Annotated in this window: 15 protein-coding genes; 12 read left to right on the forward strand and 3 right to left on the reverse strand. The window is 71.1% G+C overall.

All coding sequences use genetic code 11. From position 1 onward, the window contains the following. The first annotated feature begins 190 nt into the window (after nucleotides 1–190). Genes ACZ7L0_RS30240 through ACZ7L0_RS30255 form a run of 4 tightly spaced genes read left to right on the forward strand, consistent with a single transcriptional unit; the run spans nucleotide 191 to nucleotide 7,315 of the window. Nucleotides 191–2,392, forward strand: a complete 2,202-nt coding sequence (locus tag ACZ7L0_RS30240; protein ID WP_471245686.1) for a 1,4-beta-glucanase — start codon at nucleotides 191–193, stop codon at nucleotides 2,390–2,392. Next, a complete protein-coding gene (locus tag ACZ7L0_RS30245; RefSeq protein ID WP_471245687.1) occupies nucleotides 2,392–4,359 on the forward strand; it encodes a beta-galactosidase in 1,968 nt (655 codons plus the stop codon). Before ACZ7L0_RS30240 ends, ACZ7L0_RS30245 begins: the two co-directional genes overlap by 1 nt. Then, complete coding sequence (locus tag ACZ7L0_RS30250) at nucleotides 4,356–6,566, forward strand: glycosyl hydrolase family 95 catalytic domain-containing protein (RefSeq protein WP_471245688.1); 2,211 nt, start codon at nucleotides 4,356–4,358, stop codon at nucleotides 6,564–6,566. The genes ACZ7L0_RS30245 and ACZ7L0_RS30250 overlap by 4 nt, the downstream gene beginning before the upstream one ends. Nucleotides 6,567–6,601: 35 nt before the next feature. Beyond that, the gene (locus tag ACZ7L0_RS30255; protein WP_471245689.1) at nucleotides 6,602–7,315 is read left to right on the forward strand and encodes a glycoside hydrolase family 12 protein; all 714 of its coding nucleotides are present in this window, start codon (nucleotides 6,602–6,604) and stop codon (nucleotides 7,313–7,315) included. A 50-nt stretch (nucleotides 7,316–7,365) separates the two neighbouring features. Here the strand turns inward: ACZ7L0_RS30255 and ACZ7L0_RS30260 are convergent, their stop codons facing one another. Further along, nucleotides 7,366–9,408: a glycoside hydrolase family 31 protein gene (locus ACZ7L0_RS30260; RefSeq protein WP_471245690.1), complete on the reverse strand. Its 2,043-nt coding sequence runs from the start codon at nucleotides 9,406–9,408 to the stop codon at nucleotides 7,366–7,368. A gap of 70 nt (nucleotides 9,409–9,478) precedes the next feature. After that, entirely contained in the window at nucleotides 9,479–10,492 is a 1,014-nt protein-coding gene (locus tag ACZ7L0_RS30265; RefSeq protein ID WP_471245691.1) for a LacI family DNA-binding transcriptional regulator, read from the reverse strand. A 221-nt stretch (nucleotides 10,493–10,713) separates the two neighbouring features. On the opposite strand from ACZ7L0_RS30265, the gene ACZ7L0_RS30270 reads away from it, so the two are divergent. Together ACZ7L0_RS30270 and ACZ7L0_RS30275 are read left to right on the forward strand one after the other, a co-directional pair. After that, nucleotides 10,714–11,523 carry a GH12 family glycosyl hydrolase domain-containing protein gene (locus tag ACZ7L0_RS30270; protein ID WP_471245692.1) on the forward strand — a complete coding sequence of 270 codons (810 nt, stop codon included), beginning with the start codon at nucleotides 10,714–10,716 and terminating at the stop codon, nucleotides 11,521–11,523. An 817-nt stretch (nucleotides 11,524–12,340) separates the two neighbouring features. After that, nucleotides 12,341–14,275: an acyl-CoA dehydrogenase family protein gene (locus ACZ7L0_RS30275; RefSeq protein ID WP_471245693.1), complete on the forward strand. Its 1,935-nt coding sequence runs from the start codon at nucleotides 12,341–12,343 to the stop codon at nucleotides 14,273–14,275. Between the two features lies 1 nt (nucleotide 14,276). Here the strand turns inward: ACZ7L0_RS30275 and ACZ7L0_RS30280 are convergent, their stop codons facing one another. After that, complete coding sequence (locus ACZ7L0_RS30280) at nucleotides 14,277–14,726, reverse strand: lamin tail domain-containing protein (RefSeq protein ID WP_471245694.1); 450 nt, start codon at nucleotides 14,724–14,726, stop codon at nucleotides 14,277–14,279. 207 nt (nucleotides 14,727–14,933) lie between these two features. Between ACZ7L0_RS30280 and dxr the strand changes: the two genes are divergently transcribed. The 6 genes from dxr (at nucleotide 14,934) to ACZ7L0_RS30310 (ending at nucleotide 21,606) form a co-directional block, all read left to right on the forward strand. Beyond that, the gene (dxr, locus tag ACZ7L0_RS30285; protein ID WP_471245695.1) at nucleotides 14,934–16,205 is read left to right on the forward strand and encodes a 1-deoxy-D-xylulose-5-phosphate reductoisomerase; all 1,272 of its coding nucleotides are present in this window, start codon (nucleotides 14,934–14,936) and stop codon (nucleotides 16,203–16,205) included. 8 nt (nucleotides 16,206–16,213) lie between these two features. Next, nucleotides 16,214–17,503 carry a M50 family metallopeptidase gene (locus ACZ7L0_RS30290; protein ID WP_471245746.1) on the forward strand — a complete coding sequence of 430 codons (1,290 nt, stop codon included), beginning with the start codon at nucleotides 16,214–16,216 and terminating at the stop codon, nucleotides 17,501–17,503. A 169-nt stretch (nucleotides 17,504–17,672) separates the two neighbouring features. After that, nucleotides 17,673–18,830 carry a flavodoxin-dependent (E)-4-hydroxy-3-methylbut-2-enyl-diphosphate synthase gene (gene ispG / locus ACZ7L0_RS30295; protein WP_471245696.1) on the forward strand — a complete coding sequence of 386 codons (1,158 nt, stop codon included), beginning with the start codon at nucleotides 17,673–17,675 and terminating at the stop codon, nucleotides 18,828–18,830. A 100-nt stretch (nucleotides 18,831–18,930) separates the two neighbouring features. Continuing rightward, on the forward strand, nucleotides 18,931–19,779 hold the full coding sequence (locus tag ACZ7L0_RS30300; protein WP_471245697.1) for a GNAT family N-acetyltransferase: 849 nt from the start codon (nucleotides 18,931–18,933) through the stop codon (nucleotides 19,777–19,779). Between the two features lie 98 nt (nucleotides 19,780–19,877). Next, nucleotides 19,878–21,032 carry a serine hydrolase domain-containing protein gene (locus ACZ7L0_RS30305; RefSeq protein WP_471245698.1) on the forward strand — a complete coding sequence of 385 codons (1,155 nt, stop codon included), beginning with the start codon at nucleotides 19,878–19,880 and terminating at the stop codon, nucleotides 21,030–21,032. A 40-nt stretch (nucleotides 21,033–21,072) separates the two neighbouring features. Continuing rightward, entirely contained in the window at nucleotides 21,073–21,606 is a 534-nt protein-coding gene (locus tag ACZ7L0_RS30310) for a GNAT family N-acetyltransferase (protein WP_471245699.1), read from the forward strand. The last annotated feature ends 99 nt before the right edge of the window (nucleotides 21,607–21,705 follow it).

Raw genomic sequence — 21,705 nt, forward strand, 5'->3', positions numbered from 1 at the left:
CAGTTCCCCGCGCCCCTGGGGGTTGCAGTGACCGCACGTCGCAGAGCGGCCCCAGCTGCGGGCAGTCGTGCCGCTTGGGGCGGCACGGGTGGGCGCAGCGGCACCCCGCCGGCGCGGGCAAGCGCCCCCCGGCCCAGCACCAACCCCGGCCACCTCCCGACCCCGCTCCCCTAACCCACCGAGGTACCCCATGCACGCCTCCCCCCTGAGCCGTAGAGCCGTCCTCGCCGGTACGGCAGCCGCAGCCGCCCTGACGACGATCCCCGCACTCCCGGGCAACGCCCGCGCCGCCGAAGCCCGGCAGCCCGCGTACCGCTGGCGCAACGCGGTGATCGGCGGCACCGGATTCGTCACCGGTGTGCTCTTCCACCCGGCCGTACGCGGCCTCGCCTACGCCCGTACCGACATCGGCGGCGCCTACCGCTGGGACGACAGCCACTCCCGCTGGGTCCCGCTCATCGACCACATCGGCTGGGACGACTGGAACCTGCTCGGTGTCGAGGCCCTGGCGATCGACCCCGCCCACCCCGACCGCCTGTACCTCGCCCTCGGCACCTACACCCAGTCCTGGGCGGGCAACGGCGCCGTCCTGCGCTCCGACGACCGCGGCGCCACCTGGACCCGCTCCGACCTGTCGGTGAAGCTCGGCGCCAACGAGGACGGGCGGGGAGCGGGGGAGCGGCTGCTCGTGGACCCGAGGGACAGCGACACCCTGTGGCTGGGCACCCGGCACGACGGGCTGCTGAAGTCCACCGACCGGGGCGCCACCTGGACGGCGGCCACCGGCTTCCCCGCGACCGCGAGCGGGTCCGGGCAGGGCGTCGTCCTCCTCGTCGCGGCCGGACGCGCCGTCTACGCGGGCTGGGGCGACGGCTCCACCGGCCTCTACCGGACCACCGACGGCACCACCTGGGAAGCCGTGCCCGGGCAGCCGTCCGGCACCTCGGCCAAGGCCCCGATCCGGGCCGCGTACGAACGCCACACCCATGAGCTGTACGTGACGTACGCCGACGCGCCCGGCCCCAATGGCCAGTCCACCGGCAGCGTGCACAAGCTGAACACCACCACCGGCAAGTGGACCGAGGTCACGCCCGTGAAGCCGGGCGGGACCACCGCCGACGGTTCGGCGGACACCTTCGGCTACGGCGGGGTCGCCGTCGACGCCCGTCACCCCGGCACCGTCGTCGTCTCCACCAACAACCGCTGGGCGGACGGCGACACGCTGCTGCGGACCACGGACGGCGGCCGAACCTGGAAGTCGCTGAAGGACAAGGCCGTCCTCGACGTCTCCGAGACCCCCTTTCTCACCTTCGGCGCGGACCGGCCGAAGTTCGGCTGGTGGATCCAGGCCCTCGCCGTCGACCCGTACGACTCCCAGCATGTCGTCCACGGCACGGGCGCCACCCTCTACGGCACCCGCGACCTCAAGCACTGGGCCCCGCAGGTCCGCGGCCTGGAGGAGACGTCCGTCCGCCAGCTGATCTCGCCCCCGGCCGGGACGGCGCACCTGATCAGCGGGTCGGGCGACATCGGCGTGCTGTACCACGAACGCCTCACGGCGTCGCCCTCGCGCGGCATGGCGACGAACCCCGTGTTCGGGACCGCTACCGGGCTCGCGCAGGCCGCGCACAAGCCGTCGTACGTCGTCCGCTCGGGCTGGGGCGACCACGGCAACGGCGCCTACTCCGACGACGGCGGGAAGACCTGGGCTCCCTTCGAGGCCCAGCCCGCCATCGCCAAGGACGCTCCGGGACCGATCGCCGTCAACGCCGACGGCAGCGTGCTGCTGTGGACCTTCGTGCACTGGGACGGCACCAAGAACCCGGCGCAGCGCTCCGCGGACAACGGCGCGACCTGGTCCGAGATCTCCTCCTGCCCGAAGGGCGCCACACCGGTCGCCGACCCGGCCGACCCGACGCGCTTCTACACGTTCGACACCGACACGGGAACGGTGTACGTCAGCTCCGACAGCGGCCTGACGTTCACCAAGGGTGCGACCGGGCTCCCGTCCGGCGACAGCCAGTTCAAGCTGGCCGCCGCACCCGGACGCTCCGGTGACCTGTGGCTGAGCACCAAATGGAACGGGCTGTACCGCTCCACCGACGGCGGTGCCGGCTTCACCAAGGTCGCAAGCTGCTGGGCCTCGTACGCCCTCGGCTTCGGCAAGGCCGCCGACGGCGCCGACTACCCGGCGGTCTACCAGGTCGGCTCGACCGAGAGCATCACCGCCGTCTACCGCTCCGACGACCAGGCGAAGACCTGGGTGAGGATCAACGACGACGCCCACCAGTGGGGGTACATCGGCGACGTCGTCATCGGTGACCCTCGGGTGTACGGCCGGGTCTACCTCGCCACCAACGGGCGCGGCATCCAGTACGGGGAGCCGGCCTGATGCCGGACCTCGGTGACGCCACCCGCGGCCGCATCCTCTTCGGCGGCGACTACAACCCCGAGCAGTGGCCCGAGGAGACCTGGCACGAGGACGTCCGGCTGATGAAGGACGCCGGGGTCAACTCCGTGACCCTCGGTGTCTTCTCCTGGGCCAAGCTCGAACCCCACCCGGGAGCACGGGAGTTCGGGTGGCTGGACACACTGATGGACCTGATGCACGAGGGCGGCATCGGGGTCGTCCTCGCCACCCCCACCTCCTCGCCCCCGCCCTGGATGGGCCGGCTGCACCCGGAAACCCTGCCCCGCGACGCCGACGGCCGCACCGAGTGGTGGGGCGGACGCCAGCACTTCTCGCACTCCAGCGCCACCTACCGCCGCTACGCCGCCGCCATCACCGAGGACCTCGCCGCCCGCTACGGCACCCACCCGGCCCTCACGATGTGGCACATCAACAACGAGTACTGCACCTACGACTACGGCGACGAGGCGGCGGCGGCGTTCCGCCGCTGGCTCCGGAAGAAGTACGGCACCCTCGACGCCCTCAACACCGCCTGGGGCACCGCCTTCTGGAGCCAGGGCTACGACAGCTGGGACGGCATCCTGCCCCCACGCCACGCCCACTACCTGAACAACCCCACCCAGGTGCTGGACTTCCGCCGCTTCACCTCCGACATGCTCCTGGAGTGCTGCACGGCCGAACGCGACATCGTCGCCCGCCACACCCCGCACATCCCGGTCACCACCAACTTCATGCCGCTCTTCTTCGGCCAGGACGCCTGGCGCTGGGCCGAGGAGGAGGACGTCGTCTCCGTCGACCTCTACCCCGACCCGCGCGACCCGCTCGGCGCCCAGCACGGCGCGCTGGTCCAGGACCTGACCCGCTCCCAGGCCCGCGGCCCCTGGATGCTGATGGAACAGGCGGCCGGACCGGTCAACTGGCGCGGGGTGAACCACCCGAAGCCGAAGGGCCTCAACCGCCTGTGGACCCTCCAGGCCGTCGCCCGGGGCGCGGACGCCGTCTGCTACTTCCAGTGGCGCCAGTCCCGGCAGGGCGCGGAGAAGTTCCACTCCGGGATGGTCAGCCACGCGGGTGAGCACGGGCGCACCTTCCAGGAGGTCAGGCGACTGGGCGCCGAGCTGCGGAAGATCGCCCCGCAGGTGTTGGGCAGCCACACGAAGGCCGACATCGCGATCCTGCACGACTGGCACGCCTGGTGGGCCGGCGCCCAGGACGGCCGCCTGTCCACCGAGGTCGACCACCCGGCCGTCCTGCACGCCTGGCACCGCGCCCTGTGGGAGTCCCGCCTCACCACCGACTTCGCCCACCCCGAACACGACCTGTCCGCCTACAGGTGCGTCGTCGTGCCGCAGCTCTACCTCCTCACAGACGCCGCCGTCGCCAACCTCCTCGCGTACGTCCGCGACGGCGGCACCCTCGTCTGCGGCTTCCTCACCGGCGTCGCCGACGAGGACGACCGGGTGCGGCCCGGCGGCATGGACGAACGGCTGCGCGAGCTGTTCGGCATCCGCACGCTGCACGAGTGGTGGCCGCTGGACGCGGGGGAGAGCGTCGAGTGCGACGGCTTCCGGGGGACGCTGTGGTCGGAGGAGATCGAGGCCGCCGACACCGTCGACGAGACGACTCCCTACAAGGGCGGCGAGCTCGACGGACTGCCCGCAGTGCTGCGCCGGGGCCGCGCCTGGTACGTCTCCACGCTCCCCGAGCCGCACGCGCTGCGCACACTGCTCGCCCGGATCGCCGACGCGGCGGGCGTCCGCCCGGTGCTCGACGGTCTGCCCGCCGGGGTGGAGGCCGTCCGGCGCGGCGAGCTGCTGTTCCTGCTCAACCACGGGCGCGAGCCGGCGACCGTCGAGGTGCCCGGCGTCCACCACGACCTGCTCACCGGGGTTACCGTCACCGAGCGGACCACGCTCGGACGCTACGGAACGGCGGTACTGAAGCCATGACGCACGAACCCGTGCACGGAACCTGGGAACCTCACCCCGCGACCCGCTGGGAGGACGGTTTCCTGAGCGGCAACGGCCACCACGGCGCCCTTGTGTTCGGTGATCCGAACGACGACCGGGTCATCGTCACCCATCACACCCTGGTCCGCCCCAACGGCGGCGAACACGCCCGCCCGCCCGAGCTGGCCGCCGAACTGACCGCCCTCCAGGACCGGTTGCTCGCCGGCGACCTCACCGCCGCCGAGAGCTTCACCGACGGCCGCCCGCTGCAATGGGTGCAGCCCTTCCACCCCGCCTTCCAGACCCGGCTGCGGCGGACCCCCGAAGACCGCGCCGACGACCACCCCGGTTACCGCCGCTGCGTGGACTTCACCACCGGCGAGACGACGGCCACCTGCGCCGACTGGACCAGCCGCGTCTTCGTCTCCCGCGCCGACGACCTGATCGTCCAGCACGTCACCGCGCCCGGCCACACGCTCGACATCAGCCTGGACCCCCGGCTGCCGAACGCGCCCACCGGACTCGGCGTCGGCGACGGCGCCCTCCTCACCCCCGAGGGCGCCCTGCTCACCCTGCGCGTCCGCTACCCGGGCAGCGACCGCGCGTACACCGGCCTGACCCTGGTCGCGGTCACGGGCGGCACCACCACCCTCGCCCCGCCGGGCGTGCGGGTCGCGGGCGCCGAGTCGGTCCTGCTCCTCACCCGGGTGCGCCGCCACACGGGGGAGCTGGACGTGGTGGCTCAGGCCCGGGAGCTGCGGGACGTATGGGGCGATCAGTCCTACGACGCCCTCCTCGCCCGCCACCTCACCCCGCACCGCACCGCCTACGACCGCGTCACCCTGGACCTCGCCGCCGACCCCGCCGAACGCGCACTGCCCGGCTCGGAGTTGCTGAAGCGCCCGGGCAGCACGGCCCTCGTGGAGCGGCTCTTCGCGGCCGGCCGCTACCACCTGCTGTCCGCCTCCGGCCTCAACCCGCCCCGCCTCACCGGACTGTGGACCGGCGACTGGAACACCGCATGGTCCGGCGCGTTCACCAACGACGCCAACCTCAATCTCCAGACCGCCTCCGCGCCGGCCGCCGCCCTCCCGGAGGTCACCGAGGCACTCGCCGCTCTCGTCCGGCGCCAGCTGCCCGACTGGCGGGAGAACGCGAGGGCCGTCTTCGGCACCCGGGGCGCCGCCGCCCCCGCGCACACCGACGGCGAGTCCGCACTGACGTACCACTTCAGCCGCGAGTACCCGCTGCACCTGTGGACGGCGGGCGCCGACTGGCTGCTCAAACCGCTCGTCGACCACGACGAGACACGCGGCGCACGCGACCCGCGCACCGCCGCCGCGCTCGCCGAAGTCGCCCGGTTCTACGAGGACTTCCTCACCCGCACCGACGACGACGGCCATCTGGTCGTCGTCCCCTCCTACTCGCCCGAGAACCGGCCCGCGAACGCGAGCTGGGGCGCGATCAACGCCGCCATGGACCTCTCGGCGGCCCGCCACGCCCTGCTCACGGCGGCCGAGTACCACCCGGACACCCCCGACGCCGACCACTGGCGCGCCCTCGCCGACCGGCTTTCGCCGCACCGGATCAACACCGACGGCGCCCTCGCCGAATGGGCCTGGCCGGGCCTGGAGGACAGCTACGACCACCGCCACCTCAGCCACCTCTACGGCGTCTGGCCCCTCGACGAGATCAACCCGTACGACAACCCGTACCTGGCCGCCGCCGCCCACCGCGCCCTCGAACTGCGCGGCGCGGAGAACGACTCGGCCCACGGCCACCTCCACCACGCCCTGATCGCGGCCCGGCTGAGGGACGGCGAACGCGTCTCCCAGGCCCTCGCCGCCGTCCTGGACGGCGACTTCTTCCACGCCTCCCTGATGAGCGCGCACTACCCGAACCGCGACGTCTACAACGCGGACGCCGCGCACACCCTGCCCGCCGTGCTGATCGAGACCCTCGTGCAGTCCACCCCGGACCGCCTGGTCCTGCTGCCCGCGCTCCCGGCCGCGTACCCCGAGGGGCGGCTCCGGGGCGTACGCACCCGGTTCGGGGCGGAGCTGGACCTCACCTGGAGCCGCGACTCGGCCACCGCGGTGCTGCGCCCCACCCGCGGTCACCGCATCGAACTCAGGACTTCCTCCGGGACGGAGCCGCTCGACCTCGTCGCCGGAGAAGACCGCGTCCTCACCCTGGGGACGTGGTAATCCCCGCATCTCCCCCCACCCATGGAAGGGACACCATGGCAACACGCACGCTGAGCCGGGTCACCAAGGCCCTGCTGGCCCCCGCCCTGGCCCTCGGTGCCATCGTCGGTCTCGCCTCCGCCCCCGCCTCGGCCGCCGTCTGGAGCTCCTGCGAGCAGTACGGCAACACCAGCCTGAACGGCTACACCCTCTACAACAACATCTGGGGCTCGGGCGCGGGCAGCCAGTGCGTCTGGGCCAACTCCGGCACCAACTGGGGCGTCTGGGCCGACCACCCCAACACCGGCGGGATCAAGTCCTACCCGAACGCCAAGAAGGTGATCAACAAGTCGATCACCTCGCTGTCCTCGCTGACCAGCAGCTACAACGTCACGGTTCCGTCGTCCGGCTCGTACAACACCTCGTACGACATCTGGGACACCAACTACGACTACGAGGTCATGCTCTGGGTCAACAAGACCGGAGCCGTCGGCCCGCTCGGCACCTCGCAGGGCACCGTGACGCTCGGCGGCTCCACCTGGACCGTCTACAAGGGCAACAACACCGCCAACGACGTCTTCTCGTTCGTCCGGACGTCGAACTCGACCTCCGGCACCGTCAACATCCTGCCGATCCTGAAGTGGATCAAGGACACCAAGGGCTGGTTCGGCAACGTCACCATCGGTGACCTGCAGTTCGGCTTCGAGATCACGTCCTCCTCCGGCGGCCTGAACTTCACCACCAACAGCGAGAGCGTCAGCAGCAGCTGAGCCGGGAAAGACCCGGGGGCCGGTTCCGTGAGGGACCGGCCCCGCCTTGCTCACCCGGTGATCGGCAGCTCCGCCCCGTCCCGCAGGAACAGCGGGATCCGGTCCAGCGGGGCGTCGACCGTGACGGCCGTACCGCCCTCGTACGTCCCACCGGTCCACGCGTCCGTCCAGCGGGCGCCCGCCGGGAGGTACGTCGTGCGGGCGGTGGCGCCCGCCGTGAGCACCGGGGCGACGAGCAGGTCCCGGCCGAAGAGATAGGCGTCGTCGACCGACCAGGTCGCCTGGTCGTCCGGGAACTCCAGGAACAGCGGACGCATCACCGGCAGCCCCTCCTCGTGCGCCTCCCGCATCACCTTCAGGACGTACGGCTTCAGCCGCTCGCGCAGCCGCAGGTACCGCTCCAGGATCGCGCCGGCCTCCTCGCCGTACGACCAGACCTCGTTCGGGCCGCCGGTCATCTCCGGGCCGAGCGCCATGCCCGGGTCGCGGAAGCCGTGCAGGCGCATCAGCGGGGACAGCGCGCCGAACTGGAACCAGCGGACCATCACCTCCCGGTACGCCGGGTCGTCCGGGTCGCCGCCGTGGAAGCCGCCGATGTCGGTGTTCCACCAGGGGATCCCGGACAGGGCGGTGTTGAGTCCGGCCGCGATCTGGCGGCGCAGCGTCGCGAAGTCGGTGCCGATGTCGCCGGACCACAGGGCGGCGCCGTAGCGCTGACTGCCCGCCCAGGCCGAGCGGTTGAGGGTGACCACCTCGTCCTCGCCGGACGCGCGCAGGCCCTCGTAGAAGGTGCGGGCGTTCTCGGCCGGGTAGATGTTGCCGACCTCCAGGCCGGGGCCCGACCAGTAGCGCAGGTTCTCCGAGAAGCCCGGCTTCAGCTCCGGCTCGCAGGCGTCCAGCCAGAAGGCCGTGATGCCGTACGGGAGAAGGTAGTTGTCGCGGACCTTCGACCAGACGAACTCCCGGGCCTCGGGGTTCGTGGCGTCGTAGAAGGCGACCTGGACGGTGGAGGCGACCTCCTTGTCCGGCCAGTCGGCGTGCGCCATCGGGCCGTACTGGGTGCCGATGAAGTAGCCGCGCTGCTCCATCACCGGGTGGTTCTCCGACAGAGGGGACACCGACGGCCACACGGACACCACCAGCTTCACACCCAGCTCGTCGAGCTCGCGGACCATCGCCGCCGGGTCCGGCCACTCCTTCGGGTCGAACTTCCACTCGCCCAGGTGGGTCCAGTGGAAGAAGTCGCAGACGATGGCGGACAGGGGCAGGCCCCGGCGCTTGTACTCCCGTGCCACCGCGAGGAGTTCGTCCTGGGTGCGGTAGCGCAGCTTGCACTGCCAGAAGCCCGCCGCCCACTCCGGCAGCATCGGGGTGCGGCCGGTCACCGCGCTGTAGCGGCGCTGGCCGTCGGCCGGGGTGCCCGCGGTGATCCAGTAGTCGATCTGGCGGGCCGAGTCCGCCACCCAGCGGGTGCCGTTGTGCGCCAGCTCCACGCGGCCGATCGCCGGGTTGTTCCACAGCAGGGTGTAGCCGCGGCTGGAGGCCAGCACCGGGATGCCGACCTCGGCGTTGCGCTGGACGAGGTCGAGGACCAGGCCCTTCTGGTCGAGCCGCCCGTGCTGGTGCTGGCCCAGGCCGAACAGCTTCTCGCCCTCGTACGCGGCGAAGCGCTGCTCCAGGCGGTGGTGGCCGTTGCCGACGGCCGTGTACAGGCGGGGGCCGGGCCACCAGAAGTGGGCGCGCTCCTCGGCGAGCAGCTCGGACAGGTCGTCCGTGCGCAGGAAACGGATCAGGCCCTCCGCGTTCACCTCCACGGTCAGCCCGCCGACCGTCAGCCACCCCTCCCCGTCACCGATCTTGACGGTGCTCTCGGTGGCGGGCGGCGCGTCGAGCAGGGCGCCCGGCAGCGCGTCGAGCACGGGACCGCCGAGCCGGGCGCGCACCCGGACCGCGTCCGGCCCCCAGGGCTCGACGCGCACCGTCTCCTGACGGCCGCTCCACTCCAGCCCGCCGTCCCGCTCGCGGAGCGTGCCTACGGTGGGGGAGGATTGCGCGAGGCTGACCTTGGGCTGGGTTTCGGCAGGCTGATTCACGTGGCGTGCTCCTGAAGGAGTGCAGACATGGGGGTGCCCCGGACGGGGCGACGCGTGGAACTCCGGTGGGTCAGGAACCGGCCGGCGCCGGCCCCGTGCTCGCCCGTACGGTCAACTCGGGTGTGATCAGCACGACTTCGTCGCTGCCGCGGCCGTCCAGTTTGGCCACCAGGTGCTCCACGGCGTACCGGCCCATCTCCTGTGCCGGGATGGCGACCGACGTCAGCCGCACCGAGGCCTGGACGGCGACCGGCTCCGGGCAGATGCCGACCACCGACACGTCCTCGGGCACCGCGCGGCCCTGCTGGCGCAGCAGAGCGAGCAGCGGCTCGACCGCGGACTCGTTCTGCACGACGAACCCGGTGGTGCCCGGGCGCTCGTCGAAGATCCGGGCGAGGGTGACGGCCATCGCGTCGTACCCGGCCTCGCACGGGCGGTGCAGCACCCTGAGGCCCAGCTCCCGCGCGCGGGTGCGCAGACCGTCGAGGGTGCGCTCGGCGAAACCGGTGTGCCGCTCGTAGACCGCGGGGGCCTCGCCGATGACAGCGATGTCACGGTGATCGAGCTTCGCCAGGTGCTCGACGCACAGCGCGCCGGTCGCCGCGAAGTCCAGGTCGACGCAGGTCAGGCCGGTGGTGTCGGCGGGCAGGCCGATGAGGACGGAGGGCTGGTCCGCGCCGCGCAGCAGCGGCAGCCGCTCGTCGTCGAGCTCGACGTCCATCAGGATCATCGCGTCGGCGAGCCCGCTACCGGTGACCCGGCGCACCGCGTCGGGGCCCTCCTCGCCGGTGAGCAGCAGCACGTCGTACCCGTGGGTGCGGGCGGTGGTGGCCACCGCTATGGCGATCTCCATCATCACCGGTACGTACATGTCGGTGCGCAGCGGGATCATCAGGGCGATGATGTTCGACCTGTTGCTGGCCAGGGCGCGGGCGCCCGCGTTCGGGTGGTACCCGAGCTCCCGGATGCTCTGCTCGACCCGCTGCCGGGTGGTGGCGGAGATGGACCGCTTGCCGCTGAGGACATAGCTCACCGTGCTCGCCGAGACTCCGGCGTGCTGGGCGACCTCGGCGAGGGTGACCATCCAGCTCTCCAAGCTTTGTGAAGCGCTTCGACAGTGCGCGTTGCTGACAGGGGCGAGTGAGGGTGTATCGACAGTAGCTTCAGCAAGGGTGGGTGTCCATAGTTTGTCGAAGCGCTTCGACAGGTTTTCCCGGTGACGTGATGACGGATGCGCGGCAACCTTTCGGCGGGCCGGTGACCACGAAGGGGCGGTACACGAACCGTCCCTCGGAAGGACCCCCGATGCAACACCGCAGACCGCGCCTGTCCAAGAAGGCGAAGACGCTGGTCGCCGCCTCGGTCGCCCTGGCGGCCGCCGCGGGCGTGACCGTGGCGCAGGCCGGCGAGTCGAGCAAGAAGTGCACGGCCTTCGACACCGTCACGCTCGGCAAGTACTACGTGAACGACAACCTCTGGGGCCAGGACAAGGGCACGGGCACCCAGTGCGTCTGGGACAACTCCGCCTCCGGCTCCACCATCTCCTGGGGCACCGACTACACCTGGGCGAACAACAGCAAGGGCAAGGACTCCGACGTGAAGTCCTACGCCAGTACGGTCCTGGGCTGGCACTGGGGCTGGAAGGTCGACAAGGCGACCACCGGGCTGCCGATCCGGGTCGGCGACCGCAAGAAGGTCACCGCCAAGTGGAACTTCTCGCTCAGCTCCAGCCCCGGCACCATGAACGTCGCCTACGACCTGTGGCTGCACACCAAGAGCACCGCGGACTGGCAGGACCAGCCCACCGACGAGATCATGATCTGGCTCAACCGCCAGGGCGGCGCCGGCCCCCTGGGCACCAAATACGGCAGCGTCAGCCTCGGCGGCGCCATGTGGGACATCTACCAGGGCGACATCGGCTGGCACGTCTACTCCTTCGTCCGCCGCACCAACACCACCAGCGCCACCCTCAACCTGGACGACTTCACCCAGGCCCTCGTCCGCCGCAAGCTCCTCACCGACGACAAGTACATCTCCGGCATCGAATCCGGCACCGAGGTCTTCAAGGGCACCGGCCGCCTCGACACCAAGTCCTACTCGGTCGACATCGGCTGACCCGGCCACGGGGCCCTGACCGGGCGGCCTTCGCGGGGGTGCGGCGTGCCGGTGCTGGTCGATCCCGGGGCGGGGGCCGGTGTGATGGGGTTCGTGGGCGCGGGGGTGTAGCGCGCCAGCATCGGCTGATCCGGCGCGTAGCCCTCTGGCAGGGCGAGCCTGAGGTTGGGGGCGAGGCGGCCGGACGCGAGGCCGTACCGCGTCGGCGTGAGCCGATCCGACGCCGGGGCTTAGGGCGCCAGGGCCTGCGCGGGCTCCGGCCGAACGGGCGTCGGAGCGGGCAGTGGAGCTGATCGGGGCCCGAGCCGAGCCGATACGGCGCTGGCTCGCGCCCCGCCGTCCGCTCCGGCCCGGCGCGTGCCCGAGCCCGGCTCCGAAATCCGCGAGCTCTCCGGACGCCTGGGCGTCGTACCACCGTCCGCTCCGGCCCGTTCCTGCCAGGGGCGAGCCCGTCGCGGAGCCGCCCCGGTCACGGGTACGTGGGGGTTTCTGGGGCCGAGGTCGGTGAGTTCTCCGGACACCCGGGCGTCGTACCCCGCCCGCTCCGGCCTGGCCCGGCGCGAGCCCGAGTCCGTCGCCGAGCCCCGCCGCCCCGGTCGCGGGCGCGTGGGTTTCCGGGGCCGAGGTCCGCGAGCTCCCCGGACGCCCGGACGTCGGACCCCGTCGGCATCGGCCAGAGCGGCGGGGGCGGGGTACTTCGGCCGAACGGACGCGCCAGGACTGGTGGGGGCGGCCCGTTTCGGGTACTAACGATCCAGTAGCACTGGTCGGTAACGAACGGTCCGCAATCATCCCTCTTCGCGGCGAGGTGAGCCTCATGTCCGCCCCCACCACCAAAAAACCCACCGTCACCGAACGCGAGGCCCGCCAGGTGGCGGAGGCCGCGCGGGAACAGGACTGGCGCAAGCCGAGCTTCGCCAAGGAACTGTTCCTCGGCCGCTTCCGGCTCGACCTCATCCACCCGCACCCCCTCCCGGCCGACGAGGACGCGCAGCGGGGCGAGGAGTTCCTCGCGAAGCTGCGCGACTTCTGCGAGACGAAGATCGACGGCGCCCGGATCGAGCGGGACGCGCGGATCCCGGACGAGGTCATCGACGGGCTCAAGGAGCTCGGCGCGTTCGGCATGAAGATCGACACCAGGTACGGCGGCCTGGGCCTGACGCAGGTCTACTACAACAAGGCCCTCGCCCTGGCCGGCTCCGCCAACCCGGCGATCGGCGCCCTGCTGTCGGCCCACCAGTCGATCGGCGTACCCCAGCCGCTGAAGCTCTTCGGCACCCAGGAGCAGAAGGACACCTTCCTGCCCCGCTGCGCCCGCACCGACATCTCCGCCTTCCTCCTCACCGAACCGGACGTCGGCTCGGACCCCGCGCGCCTGGCCACCACGGCCGTCCCCGACGGCGACGACTACGTCCTCGACGGGGTGAAACTCTGGACGACCAACGGGGTCGTCGCCGACCTGCTCGTCGTCATGGCCCGCGTGCCGAAGTCCGAGGGGCACAGGGGCGGGATCACCGCGTTCGTGGTCGAGGCCGCCTCGGAGGGCGTCACGGTCGAGAACCGCAACGCCTTCATGGGCCTGCGCGGTCTGGAGAACGGCGTCACCCGCTTCCACCAGGTGCTCGTCCCCGCCGCGAACCGCATCGGCGAGGAGGGCTCCGGCCTGAAGATCGCCCTGACCACCCTGAACACCGGCCGCCTGTCGCTGCCCGCGATGTGCGCCGGCGCGGGCAAGTGGTGCCTGAAGATCGCCCGCGAGTGGTCGGCGGCCCGGGAGCAGTGGGGCAAGCCGGTCGCGCTGCACGAGGCGGTCGGCTCCAAGATCAGCTTCATCGCCGCCACGACCTTCGCGCTGGAGGCCGTACTGGACCTGTCGAGCCAGATGGCCGACGAGAACCGCAACGACATCCGCATCGAGGCCGCCCTCGCCAAGCTGTACGGCTCCGAGATGGCCTGGCTGATGGCCGACGAACTGGTCCAGATCCGCGGCGGCCGGGGCTTCGAGACGGCCGCGTCGCTGGCGGCCCGCGGCGAGCGAGCCGTCCCCGCCGAGCAGATCCTGCGCGACCTGCGCATCAACCGGATCTTCGAGGGCTCCACCGAGATCATGCACCTGCTGATCGCACGCGAGGCCGTCGACGCCCACCTGTCGGTCGCCGGTGACCTCATCGACCCCGACAAGACCCTCTCGGACAAGGCGAAGGCAGGCGCGAACGCCGGTGTCTTCTACGCCAAGTGGCTGCCGAAGCTGGTCGCGGGACCGGGGCAACTACCCGCCTCGTACAGCGAGTTCAAGCACGGCGTGGATCTCTCCGGCCACCTGCGCTACGTCGAGCGGCACGCCCGCAAGCTGGCCCGCTCCACCTTCTACGCCATGTCCCGCTGGCAGGGCCGGATGGAGACCAAGCAGGGCTTCCTCGGCCGGATCGTGGACATCGGCGCGGAGCTGTTCGCGATGAGCGCGGCCTGCGTCCGGGCCGAGCTGCTGCGCAGCCAGGGCGACCACGGCCGCGAGGCCTACCAGCTCGCCGACGCCTTCTGCCGCCAGTCCCGCATCCGGGTGGAGGAACTCTTCGACCGGCTCTGGCGCAACACCGACGACATCGACGGCAAGGTGGTCAAGGGAGTCCTCGGCGGCGCCTACGAGTGGCTGGAGCAGGGGATCGTCGACCCGTCGGGCGAGGGCCCGTGGATCGCCGACGCGACCCCGGGCCCAAGCCGACGGGAGAACGTGCACCGCCCGGTGCGCTGACTCAGCAGTACTTGTCGCTCGGATCCCGCGTCGTCCAGGAGCAGGAGTCGACCTTGGTGCCGCTCGCCTTGGTCAGCGTGGCCGTGTCGCTGGTGTTGTTCCAGACGTAGGCACGGCGGTCCTGGTACTTGTTCGACGTGGTGTCCGAGCCCTGACCCGTACGGACCTTCATGGTCTTGCCCGCGCCGATCTTGACGTCGGGGAAGACGTACTTGTGGTTCGAGGCGTCCTTCAGGACCCAGCTCTTCAGCGAGATCGCCGACCCGCTGGTGTTCTTGATCTGCACCCACTCGCCGTTGAGGCTCGTGTTGGAGCGGTTGTCCGAGCCGGGGCTGTCGAACCAGACGTGGTAGATGGTGACCCCGCCGGCGGCCTCGGCGGGCGTGCTGAGCAGGGTGCCGGTGAGCACGGCGGCGCCCGCGAGCGCGGGCAGAGCGGCGCGTATACGCATGGAGAAATCCCCCCAGGGTTGTCTCTTCATGGCCGGTCGGCCCAGGTCGGCTACTGTCGTTTTCCGGCCAGACAGAAGAGTTATCACATGATCTTCACTTGAACTTCACAAGGGGGATTTCACTCCATTCGGCGACGAGACCTGCTAAGGCACCCGCCCGAGGGACGCACTGTCCTCCCGGCCGCCGGTTGCGGCAACAATGGAGGGATGACCGACAGTCCCGCCAGTCCGGCGCCACTCGCCGACCCGCACCTCGTCTACGACCCTCTCGCGGGAGACGGTCCCAAGGACGTGGTGATCCTCGGCTCCACCGGATCCATCGGCACCCAGGCCATCGACCTCGTGCTGCGCAACCCCGACCGCTTCCGGGTGACCGCCCTCTCCGCCAACGGCGGCCGGGTGACCCTCCTCGCCGAGCAGGCCCACCGGCTGCGGGTGCGCACCGTCGCGGTGGCCCGCGAGGACGTCGTACCGGCGCTGCGCGAGGCGCTGACCGCGCGGTACGGCACCGGGGAGCCGCTTCCCGAGATCCTCGCCGGACCCGACGCGGCCACCCAGGTCGCCGCCTCCGACTGCCACACCGTCCTGAACGGCATCACCGGCTCCATCGGCCTCGCGCCCACTCTCGCCGCCCTGGAGGCGGGCCGCACCCTCGCGCTGGCCAACAAGGAGTCGCTCATCGTCGGCGGCCCCCTGGTCAAGGCCCTCGCCAAGCCCGGCCAGATCATCCCGGTCGACTCCGAGCACGCCGCGCTCTTCCAGGCGCTGGCGGCCGGGACGCGGGCCGACGTACGCAAGCTGGTGGTCACCGCCTCCGGCGGCCCGTTCCGCGGCCGTACGAAGGAGCAGCTGGCCGACGTCACCGTCCAGGACGCCCTGGCGCACCCCACCTGGGCCATGGGCCCGGTGATCACGATCAACTCCGCGACCCTGGTGAACAAGGGCCTCGAGGTCATCGAGGCGCACCTGCTGTACGACATTCCCTTCGACCGCATTGAGGTGGTCGTCCATCCCCAGTCGTATGTCCACTCGATGGTTGAGTTCACGGACGGATCGACACTGGCCCAGGCGACGCCCCCCGACATGCGGGGGCCGATCGCCATCGGCCTCGGCTGGCCCGAACGCGTCCCCGACGCGGCGCCCGCCTTCGACTGGAGCAAGGCCTCGACGTGGGAGTTCTTCCCACTCGACAACGACGCGTTCCCCTCGGTGAATCTGGCGCGGCACGTGGGCGAGCTCGCGGGTACCGCCCCGGCGGTGTTCAATGCGGCCAACGAGGAGTGCGTGGAGGCGTTCCGCACCGGCGCGCTCCCGTTCAACGGGATCATGGAGACCGTCACCCGGGTGGTCCAGGAGCACGGCACCCCCCGGACGGGAACCTCGCTCACGGTGTCGGACGTCCTCGAGGCGGAGACCTGGGCACGAGCCCGGGCCCGGGAACTGACAGCGCACACGGCGACCGCGGAGGCGCGTGCATGACGACCCTGATGTTCATCCTCGGCATAGGCGTCTTCGCGCTCGGGCTGCTGGTCTCCATCGCGTGGCACGAGCTGGGACACCTGTCCACCGCCAAGCTCTTCGGCATCCGCGTGCCGCAGTACATGGTCGGCTTCGGCCCGACCGTCTGGTCGCGCAAGAAGGGCGAGACGGAGTACGGGATCAAGGCGATCCCGATGGGCGGCTACATCCGCATGATCGGCATGTTCCCGCCCGGCGACGACGGCCGCATAAGCGCGCGCTCCACCTCGCCCTGGCGCGGCATGATCGAGGACGCCCGCTCGGCCGCCTTCGAGGAACTCAAGCCCGGCGACGAGACCCGCATGTTCTACACGCGCGCCCCGTGGAAGCGGGTCATCGTGATGTTCGCGGGCCCGTTCATGAACCTGATCCTCGCGGTGGGGCTGTTCTTCACCGTGCTGATGGGCTTCGGCGTCACCCAGCAGACCACCACCGTCAGCTCGGTCTCCAAGTGCGTGATCTCGCAGACCGAGAACCGCAACACCTGCAAGAACTCCGACCCCGAGTCCCCGGCCGCCGCCGCGGGCCTGAAGGCCGGCGACAAGATCGTCTCCTTCGACGGCGTGCGGACCGACGACTGGAACCGGCTCTCCGACCTGATCCGCGCCAACCCCGGCAAGACGGTGCCCATCGTCGTCGAGCGCGGGGGCCACGAGGTGACCCTGAAGGCGACGCTGGTCAAGAACCAGGTGGCGAAGAAGGACTCCCACGGGCAGATCGTCCAGGGCTACACCTCGGCCGGCTTCCTCGGCTTCAGCGCCGCCAACGGCGTCGTACGCCAGGACTTCGGCGAGTCGGTGACCTGGATGAGCGACCGCATCGGCGAGGCCGTCGACTCCATCGCGGCCCTGCCGGGCAAGATCCCGGCGCTGTGGGACGCGGCCTTCAACGACGCCCCCCGCCAGCCCGACTCCCCGATGGGCGTGGTCGGCGCGGCCCGCGTCGGCGGCGAGATCTTCACCCTCGACATCCCGCCCACCCAGCAGCTCGCGATGTTCGTGATGCTGGTCGCGGGCTTCAACCTCTCCCTCTTCCTGTTCAACATGCTCCCGCTGCTCCCGCTCGACGGCGGGCACATCGCGGGCGCCCTGTGGGAGTCCCTGCGCCGCAACGTCGCGAAGGTGCTGCGCCGCCCGGACCCCGGCCCGTTCGACGTGGCGAAGCTGATGCCGGTGGCCTATGTGGTGGCCGGGATCTTCATCTGCTTCACCATCCTGGTGCTGATCGCGGACGTGGTTAACCCGGTGAAAATCTCCTAGCCACGCACCGTTTCGAGGCGGCCCGGAACACTTTGTTCCGGGCCGCCTCCCATTGGGTGGGTTCCCGGGTGGGATGTGCTCGGTCGCTGCCCCGTGCCGTAATCTCGAAGCCTGGAGCCCGACGCTGACGGGACCGGACCTTGATCCACTACTTGGGGTTGCACAGCAGATGACTGCGATTTCTCTCGGCATGCCGTCCGTTCCGACCAAGCTCGCCGAGCGCCGCAAGAGCCGGCAGATCCAGGTCGGATCCGTGGCGGTCGGCGGGGACGCGCCGGTGTCGGTGCAGTCGATGACCACGACCCGTACGTCCGACATCGGCGCCACGCTCCAGCAGATCGCGGAACTCACCGCGTCCGGCTGCCAGATCGTGCGGGTGGCCTGCCCCACGCAGGACGACGCGGACGCGCTGGCCACGATCGCCCGCAAGTCGCAGATCCCGGTGATCGCGGACATCCACTTCCAGCCGAAGTACGTCTTCGCCGCGATCGAGGCCGGGTGCGCCGCCGTCCGCGTCAACCCGGGCAACATCAAGCAGTTCGACGACAAGGTCAAGGAGATCGCGAGGGCGGCGAAGGAGCACGGCACGCCGATCCGCATCGGCGTCAACGCGGGCTCGCTGGACCGGCGGCTGCTGCGGAAGTACGGCAAGGCGACCCCGGAGGCGCTGGTCGAGTCCGCCCTGTGGGAGGCCTCGCTCTTCGAGGAGCACGACTTCCGGGACATCAAGATCTCCGTCAAGCACAACGACCCGGTCGTGATGATCGAGGCCTACCGGCAGCTCGCCGAGCAGTGCGACTATCCCCTCCACCTGGGCGTCACGGAGGCCGGTCCCGCCTTCCAGGGCACGATCAAGTCGGCCGTCGCGTTCGGCGCGCTGCTCTCGCAGGGCATCGGCGACACGATCCGCGTCTCGCTGTCGGCGCCTCCCGTGGAGGAGGTCAAGGTCGGCAACCAGATCCTGGAGTCACTGAACCTCAAGCAGCGCGGCCTGGAGATCGTCTCCTGCCCGTCCTGCGGCCGCGCCCAGGTGGACGTCTACAAGCTGGCCGAAGAGGTCACCGCGGGCCTGACCGGCATGGAGGTCCCGCTGCGCGTCGCGGTGATGGGCTGTGTCGTCAACGGTCCGGGCGAGGCCCGCGAGGCCGACCTCGGCGTCGCCTCCGGCAACGGCAAGGGCCAGATCTTCGTCAAGGGCGAGGTCATCAAGACCGTCCCCGAGTCCAAGATCGTCGAGACCCTGATCGAGGAAGCCATGAAGCTCGCCGAGCAGATGGAGGCCGACGGCGTGACCTCCGGCGAGCCGTCGGTGTCGGTGGCCGGCTGACCCGGCCGCCGTATCGCGCCGCCCTTCACGGGGGCGGCGCGTCACACCATCGGCAGGTACAGTGCGGAGATCAGCAGACCCTCAGGGTGAGGCCCCGTACGTGTTGACCCAGACCACCTCTCGGGTGCTCGAACCGAGCGACCTGGACGCCGCGCTCGCCGTCCTCGACCGCGAGCCGGTCGCCAACGCCTTCGTGACCTCCCGCGTCCAGATCGCGGGCCTCGACCCCTGGCGGCTCGGCGGCGAGATGTGGGGCTGGTACGAGGACGGCATGCTCACGTCCCTGTGCTACGCGGGCGCCAACCTCGTCCCGATCTGCGCCACCCCCAGGGCCGTCCGCGCCTTCGCCGACCGCGCCCGCCGGGCCGGCCGCCGCTGCTCCTCCATCGTCGGCCCCGCCGAGTCCACCACCGAACTGTGGCGCCTGCTCGAACCCCACTGGGGCCCGGCCCGCGAGGTCCGCACCCGCCAGCCCCTCATGGTCACCGACCGCATGCCCGCCGACATCGCCGCCGATCCCTACGTCCGCCGCATCCGCAAGGACGAGATGGAGACGATCATGCCGGCGTGCGTGGCGATGTTCACCGAGGAGGTGGGCGTCTCCCCCCTGGCCGGCGACGGCGGCCTCCTCTACCAGGCCCGCGTCGCCGAACTCGTCGGCTCCGGCCGCTCGTTCGCCCGCATCGACGAACACGGCAAGGTCGTCTTCAAGGCCGAGATCGGCGCGGCGACCTCCCAGGCGTGCCAGATCCAGGGGGTCTGGGTGGCTCCGGAGTACCGGGGGAGGGGGCTGGCCGCGCCCGGCATGGCGGCGGTCCTGCGCTACGCCCTGGCGGACGTGGCCCCGGTGGTGAGCCTGTACGTCAACGACTTCAACACGGCGGCCCGGCGGACGTACCAGCGGGTGGGGTTCCAGGAGGTCGGCGCCTTCATGAGCGTGCTGTTCTGAGCGGACGCCGGCACCGGGGTGGGATGAGGGGGCACCTCCGGGACGCCTGAGGGACATCCCGGATGACCGGCGGGGACGGCGTCGGCAGCATGATCTCCATGACCTCTCAGTGGATCTCCCGACGTTCCGTGCTCGGCGCCTCGCTGGCCGGTGCCGTGGCCGCCGTGGCGGGAAGCACCACGTCCCGGGCGGCAACCGGCGCCGGACGCCCGCCCGTTCTGGACACGGACGCCCTGCGCGCCGCGATCTCCGACCTCTCCCACCCGCCGGCCACCTCCGCGCAGCTGCGCGTCGCCCGCGATCGCGGTCACTGGTACGGATCGGCCGGAGTGGCCGACCTCGCCGGCGGGCGCGCGTTACACCCCGCCGACCGGTTCCGGGCCGGCAGCGTCACCAAGGTGTTCGTGGCGACGGTCGTCCTGCAGCTGTGGGCCGCGCACCGCCTCGAACTGGACGCCCCGATCGGCCGCCACCTTCCCCGGCTGCTGCCGCCCGACTTCGCCCGGATCACCGTGGCCCAGCTGCTGAACCACACCAGCGGCCTGCCCGACCACCAGGGCATGCCCGACCTCAGCACGCCGGAGGCCGTCCTGCTCCACCGGTTCGACCGGTGGACGCCACAGCAGTGGGTCGACACGGTGACGCACGCTCCGCTGAAGTTCCCGCCGGGCACCCGGCAGGAATACCGGGGCATCAACTACGTACTGCTCGCCCTGCTCGTCGAGGAGCTGACCGGACGGCGCTACGGCGAGGCGATCGACTCCCGCCTCCTGCGCCCGCTGGGACTGGACCGCACCTTGATACCCGGCGACGACCCGCGGTTGCACGGACCGCATGTGCACGGCTATCTGCGGATGACCGACGGATCGCTCCGGGACGTCACCGTCTTCGACCAGTCCGGCGCCTGGGGCGAGGGCGAACTGGTCTCCAGCGTCGACGACCTCTTCCGCTTCCAGCAGGCGCTGTTCTCGGGCGCGCTGCTGCCGGAGCGGGCGATGGAACGGCTCTTCACGATGCCGCCGGACAACGTGCGCATGCTGGACGGCAGCCCCGCCCGCTACAGCATGGGCCTGCAGAAGGCCACCGTGAACGGCGTGACGTTCTGGGGGAAGACCGGCGAGAACTACGGCTACCGCACCCGTGTGTTCGCCACCCGGGACCAGCGCCTGAGCTTCGTGCTCGCCTGCACGCCCACTCCGCTCACCACCGACGAGGACATGACCCGGCGGGTGGTCACCGTGCTCACCGGCTGACCCCGTACAACACCGGGGCGGCCCCCTGTAGTCTCCCCGCATGGACGTCGTGATCGGCACCCTGGACCTCCCAGCCCACATCGACGAGGCCTTGGCCGTGCAGGCCGTCGCCTTCGGACTGGGCGCCGACGAGGTGGCCGTACGCCGCCAGATCGTCCTGCGCCACATGACCTATCCCGGTGCCCGCGCCCTCGGAGCGACCACCGCCGACGGGCGGCTCGTCGGGTTCGTCTACGGCATGCCCAACGACCGCACCCACTGGTGGTCCACCGTCGTCGAACCGTATCTGCGGGCGCGCGGCCACGACGACTGGCTCGACGACTCCTTCGTCATCACCGAGCTGCACGTCCACCCCGGCCACCAGAACCGCGGCGTCGGCCGCGGCCTGATCACCACCATCACCGACAGCGCCACCGAGCCCCGCTCGATCCTCTCCGCGATCGACACCGACAGCCCGGCCCGCGGCCTCTACCACTCCCTCGGCTACCAGGACCTGGCCCGGCAGGTGCTCTTCCCGAGCGCCCCGAAGCCGTACGCCGTCATGGGCGCCCCGCTGCCCCTGCGCCACAAGTAAGGATTTCCGGCGCGGGCGGCCCCCCGGCTAACCTCCTAGCCATCACCCTCCCCCACTCTCGGCTTCGCTCGAGCGGGGGGGACCCCCATCCGGCAGGAG

The sequence above is a fragment of the Streptomyces sp. NPDC039424 genome, assembly GCF_055639495.1.